This window comes from Burkholderia sp. Bp8992 (genome assembly GCF_003853705.1).
GTDB lineage: Bacteria > Pseudomonadota > Gammaproteobacteria > Burkholderiales > Burkholderiaceae > Burkholderia.
This window is the reverse complement of the sequence record NZ_QTQI01000010.1, coordinates 1-22,919: the sequence shown is the minus strand read 5'-3', so window position 1 is coordinate 22,919 and position 22,919 is coordinate 1. Positions and strand designations below refer to the sequence as shown.

The following is a 22,919-nucleotide window of genomic DNA, read 5'->3' as shown; positions in this document are numbered from 1 at the left end:
GGTTACACCAGTTTGCCGGGGAACTGACTGTCGGGATCTTGCATTGCGAGTCGTTGCCGATCCATGAAATCGCGCAACGTGTCGATTCCGCGCAACTGCAGGATCGTGTTCCGGACGGCCGCCTCGACCAGCACCGCGAGGTTGCGGCCGGCCGCGACCTGGATCGTGACCTTGCTGATCGGCAAGCCGAGCACGTCGACGGTCTGGCTTTCGAGCGGCAGGCGCTGGAATTCGCCGTCGGGGCGCCGCACGAGCTGGACGATCAGCTTCAGCTTCATTTTCCGCCGGACGGCGGTCTCGCCGAAAATCGTCTTGATGTCGAGCAGGCCGAGGCCGCGCACTTCGAGCAGGTTCTGCAGCAGCGGCGGGCAGCGCCCTTCGACGAAATCGGGGCCAAGTCGGACGAAATCGACTGCGTCGTCGGCGACGAGGCCGTGGCCGCGGCTGATCAGCTCGAGGCCGAGTTCGCTCTTGCCGAGGCCCGAATCGCCGGTGAGCAGCACGCCCATCCCGAGGATGTCGATGAACACGCCGTGCAGCGTCGCGCGCGGCGCGAGAATGCGCGACATGTAGAGCCGCAGGCTGTCGATCACCGCGGCGGCCGACATCGGCGTCGTGAACAGCGGGGTGGACGAGCGCGTGCAGCGCAGGACGAGCTCGGGCGGGGCCGCGGCGCCGCCGGCGACGACGAGGAACGGCGGTTCGAGCGCGATCAGCTCGGCCATGTGGCGCGAGCGGTCTTCGTCGGTCTGGCGCTGGTAGTAGTCGATTTCGGCTTCGCCGAGCACCTGGATCCGGTTCGGGTGGATCAGGTTCAGGTGGCCGACGAGGTCGGCGCTCGACGTCGCATTGCCGACCGTGTCGGCGGAAAAGCCGCGCTCCCAGCCTTCATGCCCCGTCAGCCAGCTCAGTTTCAGCGTGGCCGCGTTGTCGTCGAAGATGCTCTGGGCGTTGATGCTGGACGTATCCATGACTCTCGTCACTCCAATGAGCCGGTGCATGCGCGCGGCGACGGGCGTCGCCATGCCGGGCCGGCGCCGGGCGGCCCTGGACGGCGGCATGTGCCGCCTCGTACCGGAAAAAATTCCGCCCGGATCAACTCAAGGTTGCCACTGAGTGAGCAGGCGATGCAACTCGGCGATATCCGTTTCGTTGTGCAGACGCTCGCGCGCGTCGCGATCGGATAGCAGTTGCGCGATTTCCGACAGGATTTCGAGGTGCTGCTGGGTGGCTTGCTCGGGGACGAGCAGGAAGATCAGGAGACCGACCGGCTGGCCGTCGGGCGCTTCGAACGGGATCGCATCGGCGAGGCGGACGAACGCGGCGAGCGGGTGCTTGAGACCCTTGATGCGGCCGTGCGGAATCGCGACCCCTTCGCCGAGCCCGGTCGAACCGAGGCGCTCGCGCGCGAACAGGTTGTCCGTGACGGTGCTGCGGGCGATGCCGTTCTGATTCTCGAACATCAGCCCGGCTTGTTCGAAGACGCGTTTCTTGCTGGTGACTGAGAGGTCGATGACGACGTTCTCTATGGGCAGGATTTTGGCTAGGCGATTCATGTTGGCAGGCGATTGGGCGGCCTGGGGTCTCCTTGCTGCGGCAGACTGATTTTCCATGTTCGGCGATATCAAGGCATGTGGCATCGGCAACCTGCTACGCAGCTACCGCACCCAGCGCCCCCCGGCGATAACCGAAACATTATAGAGCACAGCCGCGTGCGTGGCGCAGCCCGGACCGACCGGTTGCACCCCTGCGCGGAGTCGCAAAAAAAACGCCCGGCGAACCGGGCGGCGTACGTGTTGCGGTAAAGGTTATTGCGGCGGCAGTTCGATCTGGTCGATCGACGGTTGAAGCTTGATCGGGTCGTGCGCGTGCGTTTGCAGGCGCTCCATGTGCTTGACGACCTGGCGATCCAGCTTGTCGATCAGCAAATCGATCGCAGCGTACAGGTTGCCGTTTGCGCTTTCGACGAAGATGTCCTTGCCCTTCAGGTGCAGGTTGATTTCCGCGCGCTGCTGCTTGTCCTTTTCCTTGTGGTTGTCGACCGAGAGGATCACAGTGCCATCGATCACCTGATCGCTATGCCGTAGCACCCTGTCCAGCTTGGTGATCACGTATTCGCGAATTGCAGGCGTGACTTCGAGATGATGTCCACTGATCTTCAGGTTCATAGTGCTTCTCCAAGCGAGTGGCCACCCGGCCGCATCGAGGCGGCGCTCCGGTCGACTTGCCCGTGCCGCACGAAGCGGCGTATATCGCGGACAGATCGTCCGGCCTGTTCCCCGTGTGCGCGGTGGCCGGGACACGCCTGCCGCCGGGCAGGCAGCAGGCTTAAAGAGACTTGCGCAGATTCACTGCCGGGATCTTGAGGGATTCGCGATATTTCGCAACCGTGCGGCGTGCGACCACGAAACCCTGTTCTGCCAGCAGCTCGGCAATGCGGCTGTCCGAAAGTGGCGATTTTGGGTCTTCAGCTCCTATCAGTTGCTTGATGAGGGCTCGGATGGCGGTCGACGAGGCGGCGCCACCGGTGTCGGTCGAGACGTGAGATCCGAAGAAGTACTTAAATTCAAGCGTCCCGAACGGGGTCAGCATGTACTTCCCGGTTGTCACACGGCTGACAGTCGACTCGTGTAGGCCCAGCGTATCAGCTATTTCCCGCAAAACCAAGGGGCGCATGGCAATTTCACCGTGCGCAAAGAAATTCTTCTGACGCTCGACAATAGCCTGCGCGACACGCAGGATCGTGTCGAAACGCTGCTGGATATTCTTGATCAGCCAGCGTGCTTCCTGGAGCTGCTGCTTCAGCGAACCGGCCGACGGATCGCCGCGGCTGTTGCGCAGGATGTTCGCGTACAGGTTGTTGATCCGCAGGCGCGGCACGACCTCGGGATTGAGCTCCGCGAGCCATCCCTGGCCGGCCTTCTTCACGATGATGTCGGGCACGACGTAGTCGGCTTCGGCCTTGCCGTACGCGGCGCCGGGGAACGGCTCCAGCGAGCGGATCAGCGCATGCGCGTCGCGCAGCGCGTCGTCGCTCGCCTTCAGGTGCTTGCGCAACCGGGTGAAATCGCGCGCGGCGAGCAGTTCGAGATGCTGCGACACGATCTCGAGCGCGAGCGTGCGCGTCGGGGACGGATCGAGGCGCAGCAGCTGCAGCTTCAGGCATTCGGACGCCGAGCGCGCGCCGACGCCGGGCGGGTCGAAGCTGTGCAGCAGCGCGAGCGCCGCGTTCAGTTCGTCGCAGTCGATCTCCAGTTCGGGCGGCAGGTCGGCGAGCACTTCGTCGAGCGTCGCGGTCAGGTAGCCGTCGTCGTCGAGCGACTCGATCAGGAACATCACGAGCGCGCGATCGCGCGGGCCGGCCTGCGTGACGCGCAACTGCGCGGACAGGTGGTCGCGCAGCGACGTGGCGGCTTCCTGCACCTGCAGCGGCGGGAGGTCGTCGTCGTCGGACGCGCCGCTCGCGCGGCCGAATTCGTCGAGATTCCATTGCGGGCCGTCGTTGCCGTCGCCGGACCCGTAGCCGTCGTATTCGTCGGCGCCGGCAGGCTCGTCGCGCTCGGCGCGATCGCTGGACGTGCTGCTGCCGTTGGTCGCGGCCGGTTCGGTGTTCTGCGCGGGCGGCGTCTGCGCGATCAGCGATCCGTCCGCCGCGACACGCAGCGGGCTCGCGATCCATTCGTCGTCGTTCTCGAGCAGCGGGTTCTGCGCGACGGCCATCGCGACTTCCTGCTGCAGTTCGAGCGTCGACAACTGCAGGAGCCGGATCGACTGCTGCAGCTGCGGCGTCAGCGCCAGATGTTGCGACAGGCGGAGTTGAAGGCTGGCTTTCATGGCAAGGAGGGAGTCATACCGGCAGTTTGCCACGACCCAGGCGCATTGAGCCATCCGCGATTACGCGCGGCGCGCCGCCCGGCCGCGGGCAGGGCCGCGGGCGTGGATGCAAAGCCGGGCGCGGCCCCGCACGGCGATGCCGGGCGGGGTGCAGCCAGCCACGAGGGGGAGTTACATGCGGAAGTGTTCGCCGAGGTACACGCGGCGCACGCTTTCGTTTTCGATGATTTCGCTCGGTGCGCCGGCGGCGAGCACCGAGCCGTCGCTGATGATGTACGCGTGATCGCAGATGCCGAGCGTTTCGCGGACGTTGTGATCGGTGATCAGCACGCCGATGTTGCGCTGCTTGAGGAACTTGACGATCTTCTGGATCTCGAGCACCGCGATCGGGTCGACGCCGGCGAACGGTTCGTCGAGCAGGATGAAGTTCGGGTTGGTCGCGAGCGCGCGTGCGATTTCGACGCGGCGCCGTTCACCGCCCGACAGCGACAGCGCGGGGTTCTCGCGCAGGTGGCCGATCTGCAGTTCGTCGAGCAGCGCTTCGGTGCGCGACGAGATCGCGTCCTTCGACAGCCGCTTGCCGTCTTCGCCGTGCTGCAGCTCGAGCACCGCGCGGATGTTCTCCTCGACGGTCAGCTTGCGGAACACGGACGCTTCCTGCGGCAGGTACGACAGGCCGAGCGATGCGCGCTTGTGGATCGGCAGCAGGCTGATCGAGCTGCCGTTCAGCGAGATCTCGCCCGCGTCGAGCGGCACGAGGCCGACGATCATGTAGAACGACGTGGTCTTGCCGGCGCCGTTCGGGCCGAGCAGGCCGACGACTTCGCCGCTCTTCACGTCGAGCGACACGTCCTTGACGACCGTGCGCGAGCCGTAGCGCTTCTTCAGGTTGCGGACGACGAGCGAGCTCGTGGTGCCGGCCGGCTGGCGGTTCGGTAGCGCGTTCATTGGCCCGGCGCTCCCTGGATCGTGGTCGACGGCGACAGCTTCGCCGGCGCACCGTTCAGCGGCGCGGGGCCGCCGTTCTTCGGCGACAGCATCGCGCGCACGCGGCCGTTCGGGTTGCCCGGCGCGGCGACGTCCTTGCCGCCCTTCGCGGTGTAGAAGTCGCGCTGGCCGTCGTACGTGATCACGCTGCCGTGCACGGTGTCGGCGACAGTCGACGTACCCTGCAGGCGGCGTACGGTCGCGGCGGTCGTCAGCGTGGTCAGGTCCTGCTTGCCGTCGTAGTCGATGCGCTCGGCGTCGCCGTCGATGTATTCGTCGAGGCCTTCGCGCTTCTGGCGGAACGTCGCGTGCTTCTTGCCGCTGCCGTACGAGGTGGCGTACTGATAGCCTTCCGGGTCCTGGCGCACTTCGACGCGATCGCCCTTGATGATGATCGTGCCCTTCGTGATCACGACGTTGCCGGTCGCGACCGTGACCTGCTTCAGGTCGTCATAGGTCAGGTTGTCGGCCTCGACGTTGATCGGCTTGCTCTGGTCGGCCTTCTCGGCATGGGCGAGCGGCGCCAGCCCGATGAGCGGGAGCGCCACGAGCGTCGCGGCGAGCGCGGCGCGGACGGCGCGCGCAGCGCCGCCGGAAATCTGTCGAGGGAACGGTTCGTTCATGCAGTCACGTGAGGGATGCGTCACTTGGGTTGACCTTTCGAGCCGCCGGACGTGTCCGCGGCGGCAATCGTGCCGCGCACGTTGCCGTAAAGCTCGATGACCCGGGTGACGTTGTTGTACTTCATGCCGTCGGTCGCGTTGACGAGCGACAGGCCGCGCTGAAGTTTAACCGGCTTTTCGGTCTGGATCACATCGTCATTGACGAAGATCCGGAAATGCTGGGAATCGGCCTGCATCTGCGGATCGCCGCCGCCGGCCGCGCGCAGGATGCGCGCATTGTCGTACAAATCGACGATCGACACGTCGCCGTTGACGGTGCCGCGCTTCGCGGTGGTCGTGACGACCGGCTTGCCGGGCTGGAACGCGCGCATGGCCGGATCGGTCAGGTCGCTGTTTTCGGTGTCTTCGTAGTGGATCAGCTTCGCGGCCGTCAGCCGGTACTGGGTCGAGCCCGACTGGTCGAGCTCGGTGACCGAGAAGTTGTCCGCGAAATAGTCGGGCGTGTGGCGCTTCGGCTGCACGGTGCCCTCGCCGGGCGGCGGCAGGGTGGCCTGCAGCAGCCACCACGTGATGCCCGCGAGCGCGGCGACCGCGACGAGCGGCAGCAGCTGGGTCCAGCGGAAATGCGTACTCATCCGTCAGGCTCCGCACGCCGCTGCGAGCAGCGCGTCGTAGCGGCGCTGCGCACGCAGGATCGCGTCGCAGACTTCGCGCACGGCGCCCTGGCCGCCGCGGGCCTCGGCGACCCAGTGCGCGCGGGCGATCACCTCGGGGTGCGCGTTCGCGGGGGCCGTCGCGAAGCCGCAGCGCAGCATCACGGGCAGGTCGGGCCAGTCGTCGCCCATGTAGCCGCACGCGTCGGCGGTGAGGCCGAGCGACGCGATCAGGTCGGCGAACACGGCGAGCTTGTTCTCGACGCCCTGGAACAGGTGCGCGATCTTCATTTCCTTCGCGCGCGCCGCGACGATGTCCGAGCGGCGGCCCGTGATGATCGCGGTCGCGATGCCGGCTTCGCCGAGCAGCTTCACGCCGTGGCCGTCGAGCGAATTGAACGACTTCATCGTGTCGCCGGTCGCGGTAAACAGCAGGCCGCCGTCGGTCAGCACGCCGTCGACGTCGAAAATCATCAGCTTCACGCGGCTCGCGCGCTCGGCCGCAGTCAGCGCTGCGCTCATCAGATCACCTTCTTCGAAAACAGGTCGTGCATGTTCAGCGCGCCGATCAGCACGCCGTCGGCATCGACCACCAGCATCTGGTTGATCCGGTGGCGCTCCATCAGTTCCACGGCTTCGACCGCGAGGTGATCCGGTGCGATCGTGCGCGGGTCGCGCGTCATCACGTCGGTGATCGGCAGCGTGCGGAAATCGCCGTCGCGCGCGAGCACGCGGCGCAGGTCGCCGTCCGTGAAGATGCCGACGACCTTGCCGCCGGCGTCGACCACGGCCGTCATGCCGAGGCGCTTCGCGGTGATCTGGAACAGCGCGTCCGACAGCGTCGCGTCGAGCCCGATGGACGGGACGTCGTCGCCCGAGCGCATCACGTCGCGCACATACGTGAGCAGGCGCCGGCCGAGTGCGCCGCCCGGGTGCGAGCGCGCGAAATCCTCCGAACCGAAGCCGCGCGCATCGAGCACGGCGACGGCGAGCGCATCGCCGAGCGCGAGCGCGGCGGTCGTGCTCGCGGTGGGGGCGAGGTTCAGCGGGCACGCTTCCTTCGACACCGCCGCGTTCAGGTTCACGTCGGCGAGCGTGCCGAGGCTCGACCCCGCGCGGCCCGTGATCGCGATCAGCTTCGCGCCGATCCGCTTCACGAGCGGCAGGATCGCGACGAGCTCTTCCGACTCGCCGGAATAGGAGATGCCGATGAAGACGTCGTCGGAGGTGACCATCCCGAGGTCGCCGTGGCTGGCCTCGGCGGGGTGGACGAAGAAGGCCGGCGTACCGGTGCTGGCCAGCGTGGCTGCAATCTTGCGGGCGATATGCCCCGATTTGCCGATACCGGACACCACCACGCGGCCGCGGCAGCCGAGCAGCAGCGCGACGGCCTGGACGAAGCCGCCGTCGAGCTGGTCGCGCAGCGCGCGCACGGCGTCCGCCTCGATGTCGAGCACGTCGCGGGCGAGCGCGAGCGCCCGATCATCATTGATTTTCGCTATCATGCGCGGAGTATAGCAAAGGCGTTTGTTCGCCGCGCCGGGCCTTCGGACTCGTCCGATGCCGCCTGTCCACCGCCACCACCCGCGCCCGCATTGCCGTGGCCCCGACGAACGAGGACGCTTCGCCTGTGATTTCCCCGCTCGAAATGACTCTGCTGCTGCTGCTGGCTTCGGTGGTGGGCGTCGTCGTATTCCGTTCGTTGAACCTGCCGCCGATGCTCGGCTACCTGACCGTCGGCATCCTGGTCGGCCCGCATTCGTTCGGCGTCGCGGCGGATCTCGAACGGGCCGAGCACCTCGCGGAGTTCGGCGTGGTGTTCCTGATGTTTTCGATCGGCCTCGAATTCTCGCTCGCGAAGCTGAGGGCGATGCAGCGGCTCGTGTTCGGGCTCGGGTTGCTGCAGGTCGTCGCGACCCTCGTGCTCGCGCTCGTGCTCGGCGCGCTGTTCGAGCACTGGGTGCACATCACGTGGCAGGGCAGCATCGCGCTCGGCGGCGCGCTCGCGATGTCGTCGACGGCGATCGTGTCGAAGATGCTCGCCGAGCGGCTCGAGATCGAGACCGAGCACGGCCGCAACATCTTCGGCGTGCTGCTGTTCCAGGATCTCGCGGTCGTGCCGCTGCTGATCGTGATCGCCGCGTTCGGCGCCGAATCGTCGAAGGACCTCGCGCTCACGCTTGGCGTCGCGGCGGTCAAGATCGTGATCGCGCTTACGCTGCTGCTGGTCATCGGGCAGCGCTTCATGACGCGCTGGCTCAACGTCGTCGCGCGGCGCCGCTCGCAGGAGCTGTTCGTGCTGAACCTGCTGCTCGTCACGCTGGGCGCCGCGTTCATCACCGACAAGTTCGGCCTGTCGCTCGCGCTCGGCGCGTTCATCGCGGGGATGCTCATTTCCGAGACGCCGTTCCGCCATCAGGTGGAAGAGGACATCAAGCCGTTCCGCGACGTGCTGCTCGGCCTGTTCTTCGTGACGACGGGCATGCTGCTCGATCCGCGCGTGATCTGGGAGCACCCGCTCCTCGTGCTCGGCTTCTTCGTCGGGCAGATCCTGTTCAAGGCGACGACGATCACCGGGCTCGCGCGGCTGTTCGGCGCGACGCCGGGCGTCGCGATGCGCACCGGCATCGGCCTCGCGCAGGCCGGCGAATTCGGCTTCGTGCTGCTGAACCTGATCCTCGACCGGCATCTCGTCGATTCGACGCTGCTGCAGGCGATCCTCGCGTCGATGCTGCTGTCGATGCTCGCCGCGCCGTTCCTGATCCAGAACGCCGACCGGATCGTGATGCGGCTGTCGTCGACCGAATGGATGCAGCAGTCGCTGCAGATGACGCGGATCGCGACGCAAAGCCTGAAGCAGCGCGGCCACGTGATCATCTGCGGCTACGGCCGGGCCGGGCAGAACCTGGCGCGGATGCTCGAACAGGAAGGCATTTCGTACGTCGCGCTCGACCTCGATCCCGATCGCGTGAGCGCGGCCGCGGCGGCCGGCGAATCGGTCGTGTTCGGCGACGCGGCGCGCCGCGAGTCGCTGCTCGCGGCCGGTATCCACCGCGCGGCGGCCGTCGCGATCACCTATGCGAACACGCCGTCGGCGCTGCGCGTGCTGCATCACGTGCATGAACTCGAGCCGACGCTGCCCGCGATCGTGCGTACCGTCGACGATGCCGATCTCGAGAAGCTGCTCGCGGCCGGCGCGACCGAGGTGATTCCGGAGATCGTCGAGGGCAGCCTGATGCTCGCGTCGCACACGCTGGTGCTGGTCGGCGTGCCGATGCGCAAGGTGGTGCGGCGCGTCGAGGAAATGCGCGACGAGCGCTACAGCCTGCTGCGCGGCTATTTCCGCGGCGCGGACGACGCGGACGACGACGACCACGAGCAGGTGCGGCTACAATCGGTGCCGGTCGATGCGCGCGCGGACGCGGTCGGGCGTTCGCTGGAAGAACTCGGGCTGTATGCGCTCGGGCTGGAAGTCACGGCGATCCGCCGGCACGGCATCCGCGGCGTCGAACCCGATCCGCAGACCAAGCTGCGCGCGAGCGACATCGTGGTGCTGCGCGGGCTGCCCGAGGCGCTCGCGCTCGCGGAGGAGCGGTTGTCGCGCCATCGGCGCGATCCGCCGGCCGCGGCCGCCTGAGTCGCGATTCACAACCCGACCCGTATTTATTCGAAACGGTGCCCGATCTTCGCGCACCGTTTTTTTCGGAGAGTTTCATGCCGCATTCGTCGCCGGGCGCACCGCTCGATCCGGTCGCCTTCATCCACAGCCAGATCCGCACGGTGCCCGACTGGCCGCAGCCGGGCGTGCAGTTCCGCGACATTACGACGCTGCTGCAAAGCCCGAAGGCGCTGCGCATCCTCGTCGACCTGTTCGTCGAACGCTATGTCGATGCGAAGCTCGACTACGTCGCGGGCCTCGATGCGCGCGGCTTCATCATCGCGCCGATCGTCGCGTATGAACTGAGCGTCGGCTTCGTGCCGATCCGCAAGGTCGGCAAGCTGCCGTACAAGACGCGCTCGGAATCGTACGACCTCGAATACGGCAGCGCGACGGTCGAGATCCACGAAGACGCGTGCCGCCCCGGCGACCGCGTGATCATCATGGACGACCTGATCGCGACCGGCGGCACGATGATGGCGGGGCGCAACCTGCTGCAGCGGCTCGGCGCGGTGGTCGTCGAAGGCGCGGCGATCATCGACCTGCCCGATCTCGGCGGCTCGACGCTGCTGCGCAACGCCGGACTGCCCGTCTATACCGTTACCGAATTCGCCGGCCACTGAGCGCCGGTCCACCCGGGCACGTCGCCCGGGTTCGTCGCATTGGTTCACCGCGTTGGTTCACCGCATTGGTTCAAGTTACGCAGCGAGGTCACGATGCCCAACTTCATGCTGTTTCTCGCCACGTCGGTCGCGATCACGTTCGCGCCCGGTCCCGACAACCTCCAGGTGCTCGCACGCGGCATCTCGCAGGGCCGCGCGGCCGGCTTCGTCGCCGCGCTCGGCTTCACCGCCGGGATCCTGTTCCACACGACGCTCGCGGCGCTCGGCGTCGCGGCCGTGCTGCGTTCGTCGCCCGTCGCGTTCGAGATCCTGAAGCTCGCGGGCGCCGCGTACCTCGTGTGGATCGGCATCAAGGCGCTGCGCAGCCAGGGCCTCGCGAATGCGCATGCGCGCCCGCCGCAGCCGCTCGGCACGATCTTCCGGCAGAGCGTGATCGGCAACCTGATGAACCCGAAGGTCACGCTGTTCTTCGTCGTGTTCCTGCCGCAGTTCGTCGATCCGCACGGCGCGCAGGGCGTGACGCTGCAGATGTTCGAGCTCGGCGCGCTGTTCATGCTGCAGACGGCCGTGGTCTTCTCGCTGTTCGGCGTGGGCGCGGGCATGATCGGCGCGTGGCTGAAGCGCCGCCCGAAGGCCGGCGTGTGGCTCGACCGCATTGCCGGCGCGACGTTCATCGCGATCGGCATCCGCGTCGCGCTGAAGGACTGATCACGATGACGTTTCCGTGCATCGCGGCCGCGCGCCGCTTCGATCCGGCCGCGCACCTGCGTTTCGAGATCGCCGGCCAGGCGGTCGGCTGGGTGCGCCGCCAGGACGTCGCGAAGCTCGCGCGCTGGCCCGACGTGTTCGAGCTGACCGGCGAGCGCGTCGTGCTGTCGGCGCGCTACGACTCGGTCGACGCGCGCAGCATGGCGCTCGCAAGCGCGATCGGCGCACTGGCGGCCGAGGGCGCGATTCCCGGCTGGCGCGACGAGATCTATGCGATCCGCAACCGCTTCGACGATCCGCCGCTCGCGTACATCGAGCGCGCCGCGTCGCGCTTCTTCGGCACGCAGACCTATGCGGTGCACGTGAACGGCATCGTAGAATATGCGGTTGCGCCGGGCGAGCCGCCCGCCGCTGCCGTGCCGCGGATGTGGCTCGGCCGTCGCAGCGCGACCAAGGCCACCGACCCCGGCATGCTCGACAACGTCGTCGCCGGCGGCATCGGCTGGGGGCTGGGCGTTCACGAGACGCTCGCGAAGGAATGCTGGGAAGAAGCCGGCATTCCGCCCGAACTGGCCGCGCGCGCGATCGCGGGCCGCGCGGTGCAGGTGCTGAACTCGCTGCCGGAAGGCACGCAGTCCGAACTGATCTTCGTGTACGACCTGCCGCTGCCGCACGATTTCGCGCCGCGCAACCAGGACGGCGAAGTGGCCGAGCACCTGCTGGCCGGCGTGCCCGAGGTGATCGGCTGGCTGCGCGACGGCCGCGCGACGATGGACGCGAGCCTCGCGACGCTCGACACGCTGCTGCGCCACCGCTGGATTCCGGCGGCCGATGCGGCCGGGATCGACGCGCTGTTCGCACCGGCCGCGTGACGCAGCCGCGGCGAACGGACCATTTGACGAATACGGAAACAAAGGGAGTAGCGGTCATGCCGACCGATCACAGCTTTATCTTGAAACTGTCGTGCCCCGACCGGCACGGCATCGTCCATGCGGTCTCGGGCTTCCTGTTCGAGCGCAGCAACAACATCCTCGATTCGGCGCAGTTCGGCGACAGCCGCACCAGCGAGTTCTTCATGCGCGTGCACTTCGAGCAGGACGGCAACGGCACGGATGCCGCGACGGCGCTGGACACGCTGCGCAAGGAGTTCGCACCGCTCGCCGAGCAGTTCTCGATGCGCTGGGAGCTGCACGACGCGGCCGTGAAGCCGCGCGTCGTGATCATGGTGTCGAAGATCGGCCATTGCCTGAACGACCTGCTGTTCCGCTATCGCACGGGCCAGCTGCCGATCGAGATCCCGGCGATCGTGTCGAACCACAAGGAGTTCTACCAGCTCGCCGCGAGCTACAACATTCCGTTCCATCATTTCCCGCTGATCGGCGGCTCGTCCGATGCCGCGAAGGCCGCGCAGGAAGCGCGCGTGCTGGAAGTGATCGACGAGCACCAGGCCGATCTGGTCGTGCTCGCGCGCTACATGCAGATCCTGTCGCCGAACATGTGCGAGCAACTCGCCGGGCGCGCGATCAACATCCACCATTCGTTCCTGCCGAGCTTCAAGGGCGCGAAGCCGTACTACCAGGCGTTCGACCGCGGCGTGAAGCTGATCGGCGCGACCGCGCACTACGTGACGACCGATCTCGACGAAGGCCCGATCATCGAGCAGGAAGTCGAGCGCGTCGACCACAGCATGACGCCCGACCAGCTGACCGCGATCGGCCGGGACGTCGAGTGCGTGACGCTCGCGCGTGCGGTGAAGTGGCATGTCGAGCACCGGATCGTGCTGAACGGGACGAAGACGGTCGTGTTCCGCTGATGCGACGGCGGCCGGATGGTCGGCCCCGTCGGTCCCGGCAAACAAAAACGCCGCCTCCTGCGGAGTGCGGCGTTTTTTATTGCGTGAGCGCGGCAGTCTGCTTCAGATCAGCCGCAGCAGGTACAGCTCGCGCTTCAGGTACGCATAGAAGATCGGCGCGGCGATCACGCCGGGCAGCCCGAACGCGGCTTCCATGACCAGCATCGCGAGCAGCAGCTCCCACGCACGCGACTCGATCTGGCCGCCGATGATCTTCGCGTTCAGGAAATACTCGAGCTTGTGGATGACGACGAGGAACGCGAGCGACGCGATCGCGGTGCCCATGCTGACCGACAGCGACACGGCGACGATCAGCGTGTTCGAGATCAGGTTGCCGATCACCGGCAGCAGGCCGACGATGAACGTGACGAGCACGAGCGTTTTCGACAGCGGCAGCCGCTGGTGGAAGATCGGCAGCGCGACGAGCAGGTAGATGCCCGTGAATACCGCGTTGATCGCCGAGATCTTGATCTGCGCGAACACGATCCGGCGGAACGCGTCGGCGAAGCGCGACACGCGCGTGACGAGCGCGGTCGACAGCGGCCGGCGCACCTTGCCGTGCTCGACGCCGATCGCGATCATCGCGCCGATGATCATCCCGAACAGCACGTGGCCGAAGCCGCGCGCGACGCTCTTGCCGCTCTGCTGGAGCTGGTCCATGTGCGAGTGCATCAGCACGGCCGCCTTCGTCTTCATCTGCTCGACGTCGACGGGCAGCAGGTTCGCGATCCAGGCCGGCGTGCGTGCGCGCGTTTGCTCGACGATCTGCATCAGCTGGCCGAGCAGGCTCTGCAGGTTCGGCACCGTGTGCTCGAAATGCTCGATGATGGCGAGCGTCAGGCCGGTGAGCGCGCCGACGATCGCGATCGACAGCAGCACGACGGCGACCCAGCGCGCGCGCATGCTCGTGGTATGGCGTTCGATCACGGGCGCGATCGTGTGGATCAGCTGGTAGACGAGCAGGCCGGCCAGCATCCCGCCGAGCAGCTTGAGCTCGATCACGAGCCACATCGCGAGGAGCGCGAATACGTAGCTGCCGATCTCGAGCGCCGACAGCTTCGGCAGGCTGAAGTCGCTCGTCAGCCGCACGCTGCGCAGGTGCGGTTCGCGATTCTGCGCATCGCGCGACGAGTCTGGTTGCTTCTCCATCGTGGATTCCTGTCGTTCGTGTGTCATGCCGCGGAATGCGCGGCAGAGCCGCGTTCGCCCGGCGCCGCACCGGATTGGTGCGTACGGCGAACCTTACGACCGTAAAGTATAGCTGCCATTATGGTCCGCAACGGGGCCGTTTGGCGCGTGGTGTAAACGCAGAAGGGAAAACGAGGGGAGGCCGGTTGCGCGGCGCGGAGGGACGCGCGCGCGGCCGGGCGGCCGCGCGCGGGAAGGGCCGGCGCGTCAGCCGGCCGCGACCTTGCGGGTCGGACGCTTGAGCAGCGGCGCGAGATACTTGCCGGTGAAGCTCGCCTTCGTCTTCGCGACCTGCTCGGGCGTGCCCTGCGCGATGATCTGGCCACCGCCGGCGCCGCCTTCGGGGCCGAGGTCGATCACCCAGTCGGCGGTCTTGATCACGTCGAGGTTGTGCTCGATGATCACGACCGTGTTGCCCTGGTCGCGCAAGCGGTGGATCACTTCGAGCAGCAGCGCGATGTCGTGGAAGTGCAGGCCGGTGGTCGGCTCGTCGAGGATGTACAGCGTACGGCCGGTGTCGCGCTTCGACAGCTCCAGCGACAGCTTCACGCGCTGCGCCTCGCCGCCCGACAGCGTCGTGGCCGACTGGCCGAGGCGGATGTAGCCGAGGCCGACGTCGAGCAGCGTCTTCAGCTTGCGCGCGATGACCGGCACCGCGCTGAAGAACTCGTACGCGTGCTCGACCGTCATGTCGAGCACTTCGCTGATGTTCTTGCCCTTGTACTGCACTTCGAGCGTTTCGCGGTTGTAGCGCTTGCCGTGGCACACGTCGCACGGCACGTAGACGTCCGGCAGGAAGTGCATCTCGACCTTCAGCACGCCGTCGCCCTGGCACGATTCGCAGCGGCCGCCCTTCACGTTGAACGAGAAGCGGCCCGGATCGTAGCCGCGCTCCTTCGAGGTCGGCACGCCGGAGAACAGCTCGCGGATCGGCGTGAACAGGCCCGTGTACGTGGCCGGGTTCGAGCGCGGCGTGCGGCCGATCGGCGACTGGTCGACGTTGATCACCTTGTCGAAGTGCTCGAGGCCCTCGATCGCCTCGTGCGGCGCCGGCTCGGCCGACGAACCGTACAGGTGGCGCGCGACCGCGTGATACAGCGTGTCGTTGATCAGCGTCGACTTGCCGGAGCCCGACACGCCGGTGATGCAGGTCAGCAGGCCGACCGGCAGCTCGAGGTCGACGTGCTTCAGGTTGTTGCCGTGCGCGTCGACGATGCGCAGCATCCGCTCGGGATCGGGCGCGAGCCGCTCGTCCGGATATTCGATGACGCGCTTGCCGACCAGGTACTGGCCCGTCAGCGACTGCGGGTTCGACTGCACCTGCTTCGGCGTGCCTTCGGCCACGATCACGCCGCCGTGCTCGCCGGCGCCGGGGCCCATGTCGACGACGTAGTCGGCCGTGCGGATCATGTCCTCGTCGTGCTCGACGACGATCACCGAGTTGCCGAGGTCGCGCAGGTGCTTGAGCGTCGCGATCAGGCGGTCGTTGTCGCGCTGGTGCAGGCCGATCGACGGCTCGTCGAGCACGTACATCACGCCCGTCAGGCCCGAGCCGATCTGCGACGCGAGCCGGATGCGCTGCGCCTCGCCGCCCGACAGCGTCTCGGCGCTGCGCTCGAGCGACAGGTAGTCGAGACCGACGTTGTTCAGGAAGGTGAGGCGCGCGACGATTTCCTTGATCACCTTGTCGGCGATCTCGCGCTTCGCGCCTTCTAGCGTCAGGCCGTCGAAATAGCCGAGCGCGTCGCGCAGCGGCCAGCCGCTGATTTCATAGATGCCGCGCGCGTAGTCGCCGGTGCCGATCCGCACGTGGCGCGCCTCGCGACGCAGGCGCGTGCCGTCGCACGACGGGCACGGCTGGTTGTTCTGGTACTTCGACAGCTCTTCGCGCACCGCGACCGAATCGGTCTCGCGGTAGCGGCGCTCGAGGTTCGGGATGATCCCTTCGAACACGTGCTCGCGGATCGTCGTGCGGCCGCGCTCGTTGATGTACGAGAACGGGATCGTCTGCTTGCCCGAGCCGAACAGCAGCACTTTCCGGATCTTTTCCGGCAGGTCCTCGAACGCGGCGTCGATGTCGAATTCGTAGAACGCCGCGAGACTCTGCAGCATCTGGAAGTAGAACTGGTTGCGGCGGTCCCAGCCCTTCACGGCGCCGGCGGCGAGCGACAGCGACGGGTGCGCGACGACCCGCTTCGGGTCGAAGAACGTGATCTGGCCGAGGCCGTCGCATTCCGGGCACGCGCCCATCGGGTTGTTGAACGAGAACAGCCGCGGCTCGAGCTCCTGCAGCGAGTACGAGCAGATCGGGCACGCGAACTTCGAGCTGAACAGGTATTCCTTGTCGGTATCCATCTCGAGCGCGATCGCGCGGCCGTCGGCGAGGCGCAGCGCCGTCTCGAACGATTCGGCGAGCCGCTGCTTCATGTCCGGGCGCACCTTCAGGCGGTCGACGACGACGTCGATCGTGTGCTTGTCGTTCTTCTTCAGCTTCGGCAGCGATTCGACCTCGTAGATCTTCGCGACGCCTTCGTTCGCGGCGCCGCCGCCCGAGCGCACGCGAAAGCGCACGAAGCCCTGCGCCTGCATGTCCTCGAACAGCTCGGCGTGCTCGCCCTTGCGGTCGGCGACGACGGGCGCGAGGATCATCAGCTTGGTTTCCTCGGGCAGCGCGAGCGCTGCGTCGACCATCTGGGACACGCTCTGCGCCTCGAGCGGGATCTCGTGATCGGGGCAGTAGGGCGTGCCGACACGTGCGTACAAAAGTCGCAGGTAGTCGTGGATCTCGGTGACCGTGCCGACGGTCGAACGCGGGTTGTGGGACGTCGCCTTCTGCTCGATCGAGATCGCGGGCGACAGGCCCTCGATCAGGTCGACGTCGGGTTTCTCCATCAGCTGCAGGAACTGGCGGGCATACGCGGACAGGCTTTCGACGTAGCGGCGCTGGCCCTCGGCATAAAGGGTGTCGAACGCGAGCGACGACTTGCCCGACCCGGACAACCCGGTAATCACGATCAGCTTGTGGCGCGGCAGGTCGAGATTGACGTTTTTCAGGTTGTGGGTGCGTGCCCCACGGATACGGATCTGTTCCATGAACCTGGCGAAAATGGAGGGAACCAAACCTGCTACTATAACGGCTTTTCGAGACCGTCGTTTACGGCCCCCCGCCTTTACGGCAGGTGGCAGCAAGGCGACACCCGCACCGGGGAAAGCGGTCGCGCCGCACGGTTCCGGGCGGCCCGCAGGCTGCCTGCATCGTGCCCCGACGTGTCGCCCGCCAGGCCTCCCGGGCCGCCGGTCCTGATCTTCCGCCGCCCGCCGCCGGGCGGACATTCCGATCATTCGAAATTCATTCCCGATGTCCAATCCGTCCGCCACGTCTTCCCGCATGACCGCGCCCGAACTGCGCGCGACCACGTCGCTCGCGGCGATCTTCGCGCTGCGCATGCTCGGCCTGTTCATGATCATGCCGGTGTTCTCGGTCTATGCGAAAACCATCCCGGGCGGCGACAACGTGCTGCTCGTCGGCATCGCGCTCGGGGCCTACGGCGTCACGCAGTCGCTGTTCTACATCTTCTACGGCTGGGCATCCGACAAGTTCGGCCGCAAGCCGGTGATCGCCACGGGCCTCGTGATCTTCGCGATCGGCAGCTTCGTCGCCGCGTCCGCGCACGACATCACTTGGATCATCGTCGGCCGCGTGATCCAGGGGATGGGCGCCGTATCGTCCGCGGTGCTCGCGTTCATCGCCGACCTGACCTCCGAGCAGAACCGCACGAAGGCGATGGCGATGGTCGGCGGGTCGATCGGCGTGTCGTTCGCGGTCGCGATCGTCGGCGCGCCGATCGTGTTCCACTGGGTCGGGATGAGCGGGCTGTTCGCGATCGTCGGCGTGCTGTCGATCCTCGCGATCGGCGTGGTGCTGTGGATCGTGCCCGACGCGGCGAAGCCCGTGCACGTGCCGGCGCCGTTCGCCGAGGTGCTGCACAACGTCGAGCTGCTGCGCCTGAACTTCGGCGTGCTGGTGCTGCACGCGACGCAGACGGCGCTGTTCCTCGTCGTGCCGCGCCTGCTGGTCGACGGCGGGCTGCCGGTCGCCGCGCACTGGAAGGTCTACCTGCCGGTGATGGGGCTCGCGTTCGTGATGATGGTCCCGGCGATCATCGTCGCGGAAAAACGGGGCAAGATGAAGCCGGTGCTGCTCGGCGGCATTCTGGCTATCCTGATCGGTCAATTGTTGCTCGGCAGCGCACCGCATACCATCCTGATTGTGGCGGCGATTCTGTTCGTCTACTTTCTCGGGTTCAACATCCTGGAAGCATCGCAGCCGTCGCTCGTGTCGAAGCTCGCGCCGGGTTCGCGCAAGGGCGCGGCCACGGGCGTCTACAACACCACGCAGTCGATCGGGCTCGCGCTCGGCGGCATCGTGGGCGGCTGGCTGCTGAAGCACGGCGGCGCGAACACGGTGTTCTACACGTGTTCGGGGCTCGTGGCCGCGTGGCTTATAATCGCGGCCAATATGAAGGCGCCGCCGCGCAAGGCCTGAACCTTATTTCGGGCAGGCACCGGCCGCGTGCCGGCTTGCCCGGCGGGCCGTCCCGGCAACAGGCGCGGGCGGCCCGGCATCGAATTTACTGGAGAAACACATGGCATCCGTCAACAAGGTCATCCTCGTCGGCAATCTCGGCGCCGATCCTGAAGTCCGTTACCTGCCGAGCGGCGACGCGGTTGCGAACATCCGTCTCGCGACGACCGATCGCTACAAGGACAAGACGAGCGGCGATTTCAAGGAAATGACCGAGTGGCATCGCGTCGCGTTCTTCGGCCGTCTGGCGGAAATCGTCAGCGAATACCTGAAGAAGGGTTCGTCGGTCTATATCGAAGGCCGCATCCGCACGCGCAAGTGGCAGGGCCAGGACGGCCAGGATCGTTACTCGACCGAAATCGTGGCAGAACAGATGCAGATGCTCGGCGGCCGCGGTGCGGGCGGCGGCGGCGGCGGTGGTGGCGGTGACGAAGGCGGTTACGGCGGCGGCTACGGTGGTGGTGGCGGCGGTGGTCGCGGCGAGCAGGCGGAGCGTGGCGGTGGCGGCGGTCGTGCCGGCGGCGCGGCCCGTGGCGGTGCAGGCGGCGGCGCGCAAAGCCGTCCGAGCGCACCAGCCGGCGGCGGCTTCGACGAGATGGACGACGATATCCCGTTCTGATCGCCAAGTCGGCATCCCGCATCACGATGGGCCCGAATGTCCGAGTCAAGCCGCTTGCTTGGCCCGGGTCTTCGGGCCTTGCTTCGTTTACGTCGTTCCTGTCCCTTTTCCTGTACGTCGCACTCCGGGTAAAACGTGGCTGACGAACTTCCCGACCTCATCGCAGAACGACTCGACGTGCTGTTCTGCGGGATCAACCCCGGCCTGACCGCGGCCGTGACCGGGCATCACTTCGCGGGGCGCAACAACCGCTTCTGGCGCGTGATCCATCTCGCGGGTTTCACGCCGGCGGAAATCTTGCCGCAGGACGATCGCGCGATCCTCGCGTACGGCTGCGGCCTGACGGCGGTCGTGAAACGGCCGACCGCAAGTGCCGACCAGCTTTCGCGCGCGGAATTCGTCGCCGCGGCCGCGGCGTTCGAGCAGAAGATCGCGCGTTACCAGCCGCGCTTCGTCGCCTTTCTCGGCAAGGTCGCGTATTCGGCGCTGTCGGGGCAGCGCGAAGTCGCGTGGGGGTTGCAACCGGCCCGCATGCAGGGCGCGAGTGTCTGGGTGCTCCCCAATCCGAGTGGGAGAAATCTCGCGTTCAGCCTCGACGAGCTGGTCGACGCGTACCGCCAGCTTTGTCTGGCCGCGACGACGGCGGCGCAGCATGCGGCGCAATGAGACGGCTTCCCGTTGGCCGGGCATCGTGCTGCCGCGTGCATTCTTCGACCGCACGGCCACCGACGTCGCGCCGCAACTACTCAACAAGATCCTCGCGACGGCGGACGGCCGCGCCGGCCGCATCGTCGAAGTGGAAGCCTATGCCGGCGCGATCGATCCGGCGGCGCATACCTATCGCGGCAGGACGCCGCGCAACGCGACGATGTTCGGGCCGCCGGGGCATCTGTACGTCTATTTCACGTACGGCATGCACTGGTGCTGCAACTGCGTGTGCGGCCCGGACGGCACAGGCACCGGTGTGCTGATCCGCGCGCTGGAGCCGCTGCACGGCCTCGACCGGATGCGCGCGGCCCGGCCGCCGCAGACGCGCGATCGGGACCTGTGCCGCGGGCCGGCGCGGCTGACCCAGGCGATGGGAATCGGCGGCGCGCAGGACGGCGCCGACCTGGTCGATGCGCGCGAAGGGTTCGCGATCGTCGACGACGGCATGGCGCCGCCCGCCAATCCGGAGGCCGGGCCGCGCATCGGCATTCGCGTCGGCCAGGATTTTCCGTGGCGATGGTGCGTGCCCGGCAACCGGTACGTGTCGGGGGCGCTGGCGCGCACCTGATGCGTGCGGCACACAGGTCGCACGCAAGTCGCACACAATTCGACCTGCGTCACGCGGCCGCCATTATTGACCGGCTAAGCTGTTCCTTTCGACGTTCGATCGAGGGAGACACCATGCGGCGGGTCGTATTCAACCAGAAGGGCGGCGTGGGCAAGTCGACGATCGTCTGCAACCTGGCGGCGATCAGTGCGAGCGAAGGGCTGCGCACGCTCGTCATCGACCTCGATGCGCAGGCGAACTCCACGCGCTACCTGCTCGGCGATGCCGCAGCCGACGCGCAACCGGGCGTCGCCGGCTTCTTCGAAACCGCGCTGACCTTCAACTTTCGTCCGGTCGACGTCGCGTCGTTCATCCATCCGACCCCGTTCGAAGGGCTGGACGTGATGCCGGCGCATCCGGATCTCGACACGCTGCACGGCAAGCTCGAGTCGCGCTACAAGATCTACAAGCTGCGCGACGCGCTGAACGAGCTCGACACCTACGACGCCGTGTACATCGACACGCCGCCCGCGCTGAATTTCTATACGCGCTCGGCGCTGATCGCGGTCGAGCGCTGCCTGATCCCGTTCGACTGCGACGATTTCTCGCGCCGCGCGCTGTACACGCTGCTCGAGAACGTGAAGGAAATCCAGCAGGACCACAACGCGGCGCTCGAGGTGGAAGGGATCGTCATCAACCAGTTCCAGCCGCGCGCGAGCCTGCCGCAACGGCTGGTCGACGAACTCGTCGACGAAGGGCTGCCGGTGCTCGCGTCGCGGCTGTCGGCGTCGGTGAAGATCCGCGAGTCGCATCAGCAGTCGACGCCGGTGATCCATCTCGAGCCGGGGCACAAGCTCGCGCAGGAATTCCGCGCATTGCACCGCGAACTGGCCGGCTGATTCCACGCTTTCCCCGCATCGACCGCGGCCGCTTCATGCGGCCGTATTTTCATCGCGACCCGCAATTCGTCCGATCATTGATTTCGTCATTAATAATCCCGAAAACGATTTCATAATAAATCCAGAAAAAACGATTACATAAGTGACTGCTCCATTTTCAATGCGTGCCGGTTTTCTAATAAACGGAATAATGAATTGGTAAATGTTGCGCGACGTCACGATGCGCTATCCTGTAAAAAGGTAAAAAGGCATTGCGGGATCGAACGTCTGAGGGATTCTTTCCGCGATGTCGGCGAGTCGCGGGTTCCGGCGGTTGCCTGAAGCGGTAATAAGGGTTTATACCTAGCATTAATGCCATTTAATTGACAATTAATCGATCTAGAATGGGCCTCCTTCAACTTCCCGCACTCAAATGAGTGACGGGTTGCCAATAAGGAAGCCGTTGTCGATCGAGCTTCCATTTTTCTTTACGTCGTCTCTCGCATTGCTAACAGGAGCGTGCCCGATGTCCGTATTTGCCCCCGAAAAACTCACCGCCGATTATCAGTCCGGTATCGCAGCGTGGTTTGCGATTGCCCGTCCGGCGATCCACGGTCTGGAGGCTGTCGTCGAACTCAACCTGCAGGCGGCCCGGACGGCGCTCGAAGAGTACGAGGACAAGCTGAAGAACGCGTTCAACAGCAACAACCCGGCCGCCGGCTTCGCGCAGCAGATCGCCGCACCGCAGGAAGCGGCCGGCAAGGTCGTGTCGTATGGCCGCCATCTGTTCGACATCGCGGTGTCGACGCAATCCGAATGGGCGAAGGTCGCGCAGGCGCAGTACGAACAGAACGACAAACGCCTGAAGGACGCGCTCGGCGAGCTGTCGAAGCATGCGCCGGCCGGCTCGGCACCGGTGGTGGCCGCGCTGAATTCGGCGCTGTCCGCGGCGACGGCCGCGGCTGATTCGGTGCGTGCAGCGACGGGTCAGGCGATCGAAGCCGCGCAGAGCGGTTTCGATGCGGTCAGCGAAACGGCCACGCGCGGCGCCAAGCAGACGGCTGCCGCCGCCCGCAAGGAAGCTGCCGCACGCGAATCGGCTGCGTAACTGCATGACGGCGTGTCGCGTGCGAGCGCGACACGCTTGATCGGCGCCGGCTGGCGTCGGGCTCCGCGTGTGCCACGCGGTGTCCGGCAGCCGTCCGGTTCGCCGCAAGGCGCCCGTGCCGGCGTGCCGCCGGTGTGCGCGGGCGCCGCGTCCGCCCTTTGGCGGCGTGCGGCCGCGCTCGCGCCGGATGGCGCGACGTGCGCCATCGCCCGTTGCAGCCGGCGCGTGCCGGCGTCAGAACGACGAACTGATTTCGATGCAGGAATTGAACATGACGGACGTAGTGATCGTATCGGCCGCGCGAACCGCGGTCGGCAAATTCGGTGGCTCGCTTGCGAAGGTCGCGGC

General features: G+C 66.7%; 23 protein-coding genes. 11 read left to right on the top strand and 12 right to left on the bottom strand.

The genetic code is table 11. The annotated features are described in order from the left end of the window. Positions 1–2: 2 nt before the first annotated feature. From hprK to kdsD, 9 genes are all read right to left on the bottom strand, one after another. On the bottom strand, positions 3–971 hold the full coding sequence (hprK, locus tag DIE03_RS16340) for an HPr(Ser) kinase/phosphatase (RefSeq protein ID WP_011353227.1): 969 nt from the start codon (positions 969–971) through the stop codon (positions 3–5). Between the two features lie 129 nt (positions 972–1,100). After that, on the bottom strand, positions 1,101–1,613 hold the full coding sequence (locus DIE03_RS16335) for a PTS sugar transporter subunit IIA (RefSeq protein WP_034195643.1): 513 nt from the start codon (positions 1,611–1,613) through the stop codon (positions 1,101–1,103). A gap of 195 nt (positions 1,614–1,808) precedes the next feature. Further along, positions 1,809–2,168, bottom strand: a complete 360-nt coding sequence (gene hpf / locus DIE03_RS16330; RefSeq protein WP_006477786.1) for a ribosome hibernation-promoting factor, HPF/YfiA family — start codon at positions 2,166–2,168, stop codon at positions 1,809–1,811. A 160-nt stretch (positions 2,169–2,328) separates the two neighbouring features. Beyond that, the gene (locus tag DIE03_RS16325; RefSeq protein WP_124452053.1) at positions 2,329–3,834 is read right to left on the bottom strand and encodes an RNA polymerase factor sigma-54; all 1,506 of its coding nucleotides are present in this window, start codon (positions 3,832–3,834) and stop codon (positions 2,329–2,331) included. A 171-nt stretch (positions 3,835–4,005) separates the two neighbouring features. Next, positions 4,006–4,782: an LPS export ABC transporter ATP-binding protein gene (gene lptB, locus DIE03_RS16320; RefSeq protein WP_034189275.1), complete on the bottom strand. Its 777-nt coding sequence runs from the start codon at positions 4,780–4,782 to the stop codon at positions 4,006–4,008. Beyond that, positions 4,779–5,444, bottom strand: a complete 666-nt coding sequence (gene lptA, locus DIE03_RS16315; RefSeq protein ID WP_124452051.1) for a lipopolysaccharide transport periplasmic protein LptA — start codon at positions 5,442–5,444, stop codon at positions 4,779–4,781. Before lptA ends, lptB begins: the two co-directional genes overlap by 4 nt. A 20-nt stretch (positions 5,445–5,464) precedes the next feature. Beyond that, positions 5,465–6,079, bottom strand: coding sequence for an LPS export ABC transporter periplasmic protein LptC (gene lptC / locus DIE03_RS16310; RefSeq protein ID WP_124452049.1), 615 nt, complete (start codon positions 6,077–6,079; stop codon positions 5,465–5,467). A gap of 3 nt (positions 6,080–6,082) precedes the next feature. After that, positions 6,083–6,619, bottom strand: coding sequence for an HAD family hydrolase (locus tag DIE03_RS16305; protein WP_124452047.1), 537 nt, complete (start codon positions 6,617–6,619; stop codon positions 6,083–6,085). Next, complete coding sequence (gene kdsD, locus DIE03_RS16300; RefSeq protein ID WP_124452045.1) at positions 6,619–7,602, bottom strand: arabinose 5-phosphate isomerase KdsD; 984 nt, start codon at positions 7,600–7,602, stop codon at positions 6,619–6,621. The genes DIE03_RS16305 and kdsD overlap by 1 nt, the downstream gene beginning before the upstream one ends. Positions 7,603–7,727: 125 nt before the next feature. Here kdsD and DIE03_RS16295 point away from each other — a divergent pair, with 125 nt between their 5' ends. The 5 genes from DIE03_RS16295 to purU all read left to right on the top strand — a co-directional run bounded on the left by DIE03_RS16295 (position 7,728) and on the right by purU (position 12,899). Further along, positions 7,728–9,734, top strand: a complete 2,007-nt coding sequence (locus DIE03_RS16295; RefSeq protein WP_124452044.1) for a monovalent cation:proton antiporter family protein — start codon at positions 7,728–7,730, stop codon at positions 9,732–9,734. 77 nt (positions 9,735–9,811) lie between these two features. Next, on the top strand, positions 9,812–10,378 hold the full coding sequence (locus DIE03_RS16290) for an adenine phosphoribosyltransferase (RefSeq protein ID WP_011657958.1): 567 nt from the start codon (positions 9,812–9,814) through the stop codon (positions 10,376–10,378). Between the two features lie 93 nt (positions 10,379–10,471). Further along, positions 10,472–11,086, top strand: coding sequence for a LysE family translocator (locus DIE03_RS16285; protein ID WP_124452042.1), 615 nt, complete (start codon positions 10,472–10,474; stop codon positions 11,084–11,086). A 5-nt stretch (positions 11,087–11,091) separates the two neighbouring features. Further along, positions 11,092–11,958, top strand: coding sequence for an NUDIX hydrolase family protein (locus DIE03_RS16280; RefSeq protein WP_124452040.1), 867 nt, complete (start codon positions 11,092–11,094; stop codon positions 11,956–11,958). 56 nt (positions 11,959–12,014) lie between these two features. Further along, a complete protein-coding gene (purU, locus tag DIE03_RS16275; RefSeq protein WP_124452038.1) occupies positions 12,015–12,899 on the top strand; it encodes a formyltetrahydrofolate deformylase in 885 nt (294 codons plus the stop codon). Positions 12,900–13,001: 102 nt separating this feature from the next. Here purU and DIE03_RS16270 read toward each other — a convergent pair whose 3' ends face one another. Together DIE03_RS16270 and uvrA are read right to left on the bottom strand one after the other, a co-directional pair. Further along, complete coding sequence (locus tag DIE03_RS16270) at positions 13,002–14,087, bottom strand: AI-2E family transporter (protein ID WP_185658173.1); 1,086 nt, start codon at positions 14,085–14,087, stop codon at positions 13,002–13,004. 246 nt (positions 14,088–14,333) lie between these two features. Further along, positions 14,334–17,219 carry an excinuclease ABC subunit UvrA gene (uvrA, locus tag DIE03_RS16265; protein ID WP_124452036.1) on the bottom strand — a complete coding sequence of 962 codons (2,886 nt, stop codon included), beginning with the start codon at positions 17,217–17,219 and terminating at the stop codon, positions 14,334–14,336. Positions 17,220–17,484: 265 nt separating this feature from the next. On the opposite strand from uvrA, the gene DIE03_RS16255 reads away from it, so the two are divergent. From DIE03_RS16255 to DIE03_RS16235, 5 genes are all read left to right on the top strand, one after another. Further along, on the top strand, positions 17,485–18,672 hold the full coding sequence (locus DIE03_RS16255; RefSeq protein WP_124452034.1) for an MFS transporter: 1,188 nt from the start codon (positions 17,485–17,487) through the stop codon (positions 18,670–18,672). 100 nt (positions 18,673–18,772) lie between these two features. Further along, a complete protein-coding gene (locus DIE03_RS16250; RefSeq protein WP_124452032.1) occupies positions 18,773–19,330 on the top strand; it encodes a single-stranded DNA-binding protein in 558 nt (185 codons plus the stop codon). Positions 19,331–19,465: 135 nt separating this feature from the next. Further along, positions 19,466–19,996: a G/U mismatch-specific DNA glycosylase gene (gene mug / locus DIE03_RS16245; protein WP_124452030.1), complete on the top strand. Its 531-nt coding sequence runs from the start codon at positions 19,466–19,468 to the stop codon at positions 19,994–19,996. Continuing rightward, positions 19,983–20,606: a DNA-3-methyladenine glycosylase gene (locus tag DIE03_RS16240; protein ID WP_124452028.1), complete on the top strand. Its 624-nt coding sequence runs from the start codon at positions 19,983–19,985 to the stop codon at positions 20,604–20,606. The genes mug and DIE03_RS16240 overlap by 14 nt, the downstream gene beginning before the upstream one ends. Before the next feature lie 113 nt (positions 20,607–20,719). After that, a complete protein-coding gene (locus tag DIE03_RS16235; protein ID WP_122168431.1) occupies positions 20,720–21,484 on the top strand; it encodes a ParA family protein in 765 nt (254 codons plus the stop codon). A gap of 33 nt (positions 21,485–21,517) precedes the next feature. Here the strand turns inward: DIE03_RS16235 and DIE03_RS16230 are convergent, their stop codons facing one another. Continuing rightward, on the bottom strand, positions 21,518–21,703 hold the full coding sequence (locus DIE03_RS16230; protein ID WP_124452026.1) for a hypothetical protein: 186 nt from the start codon (positions 21,701–21,703) through the stop codon (positions 21,518–21,520). Positions 21,704–21,989: 286 nt separating this feature from the next. Here DIE03_RS16230 and phaP point away from each other — a divergent pair, with 286 nt between their 5' ends. Next, positions 21,990–22,571: a TIGR01841 family phasin gene (gene phaP / locus DIE03_RS16225; RefSeq protein WP_124452024.1), complete on the top strand. Its 582-nt coding sequence runs from the start codon at positions 21,990–21,992 to the stop codon at positions 22,569–22,571. Positions 22,572–22,919: the final 348 nt, after the last annotated feature.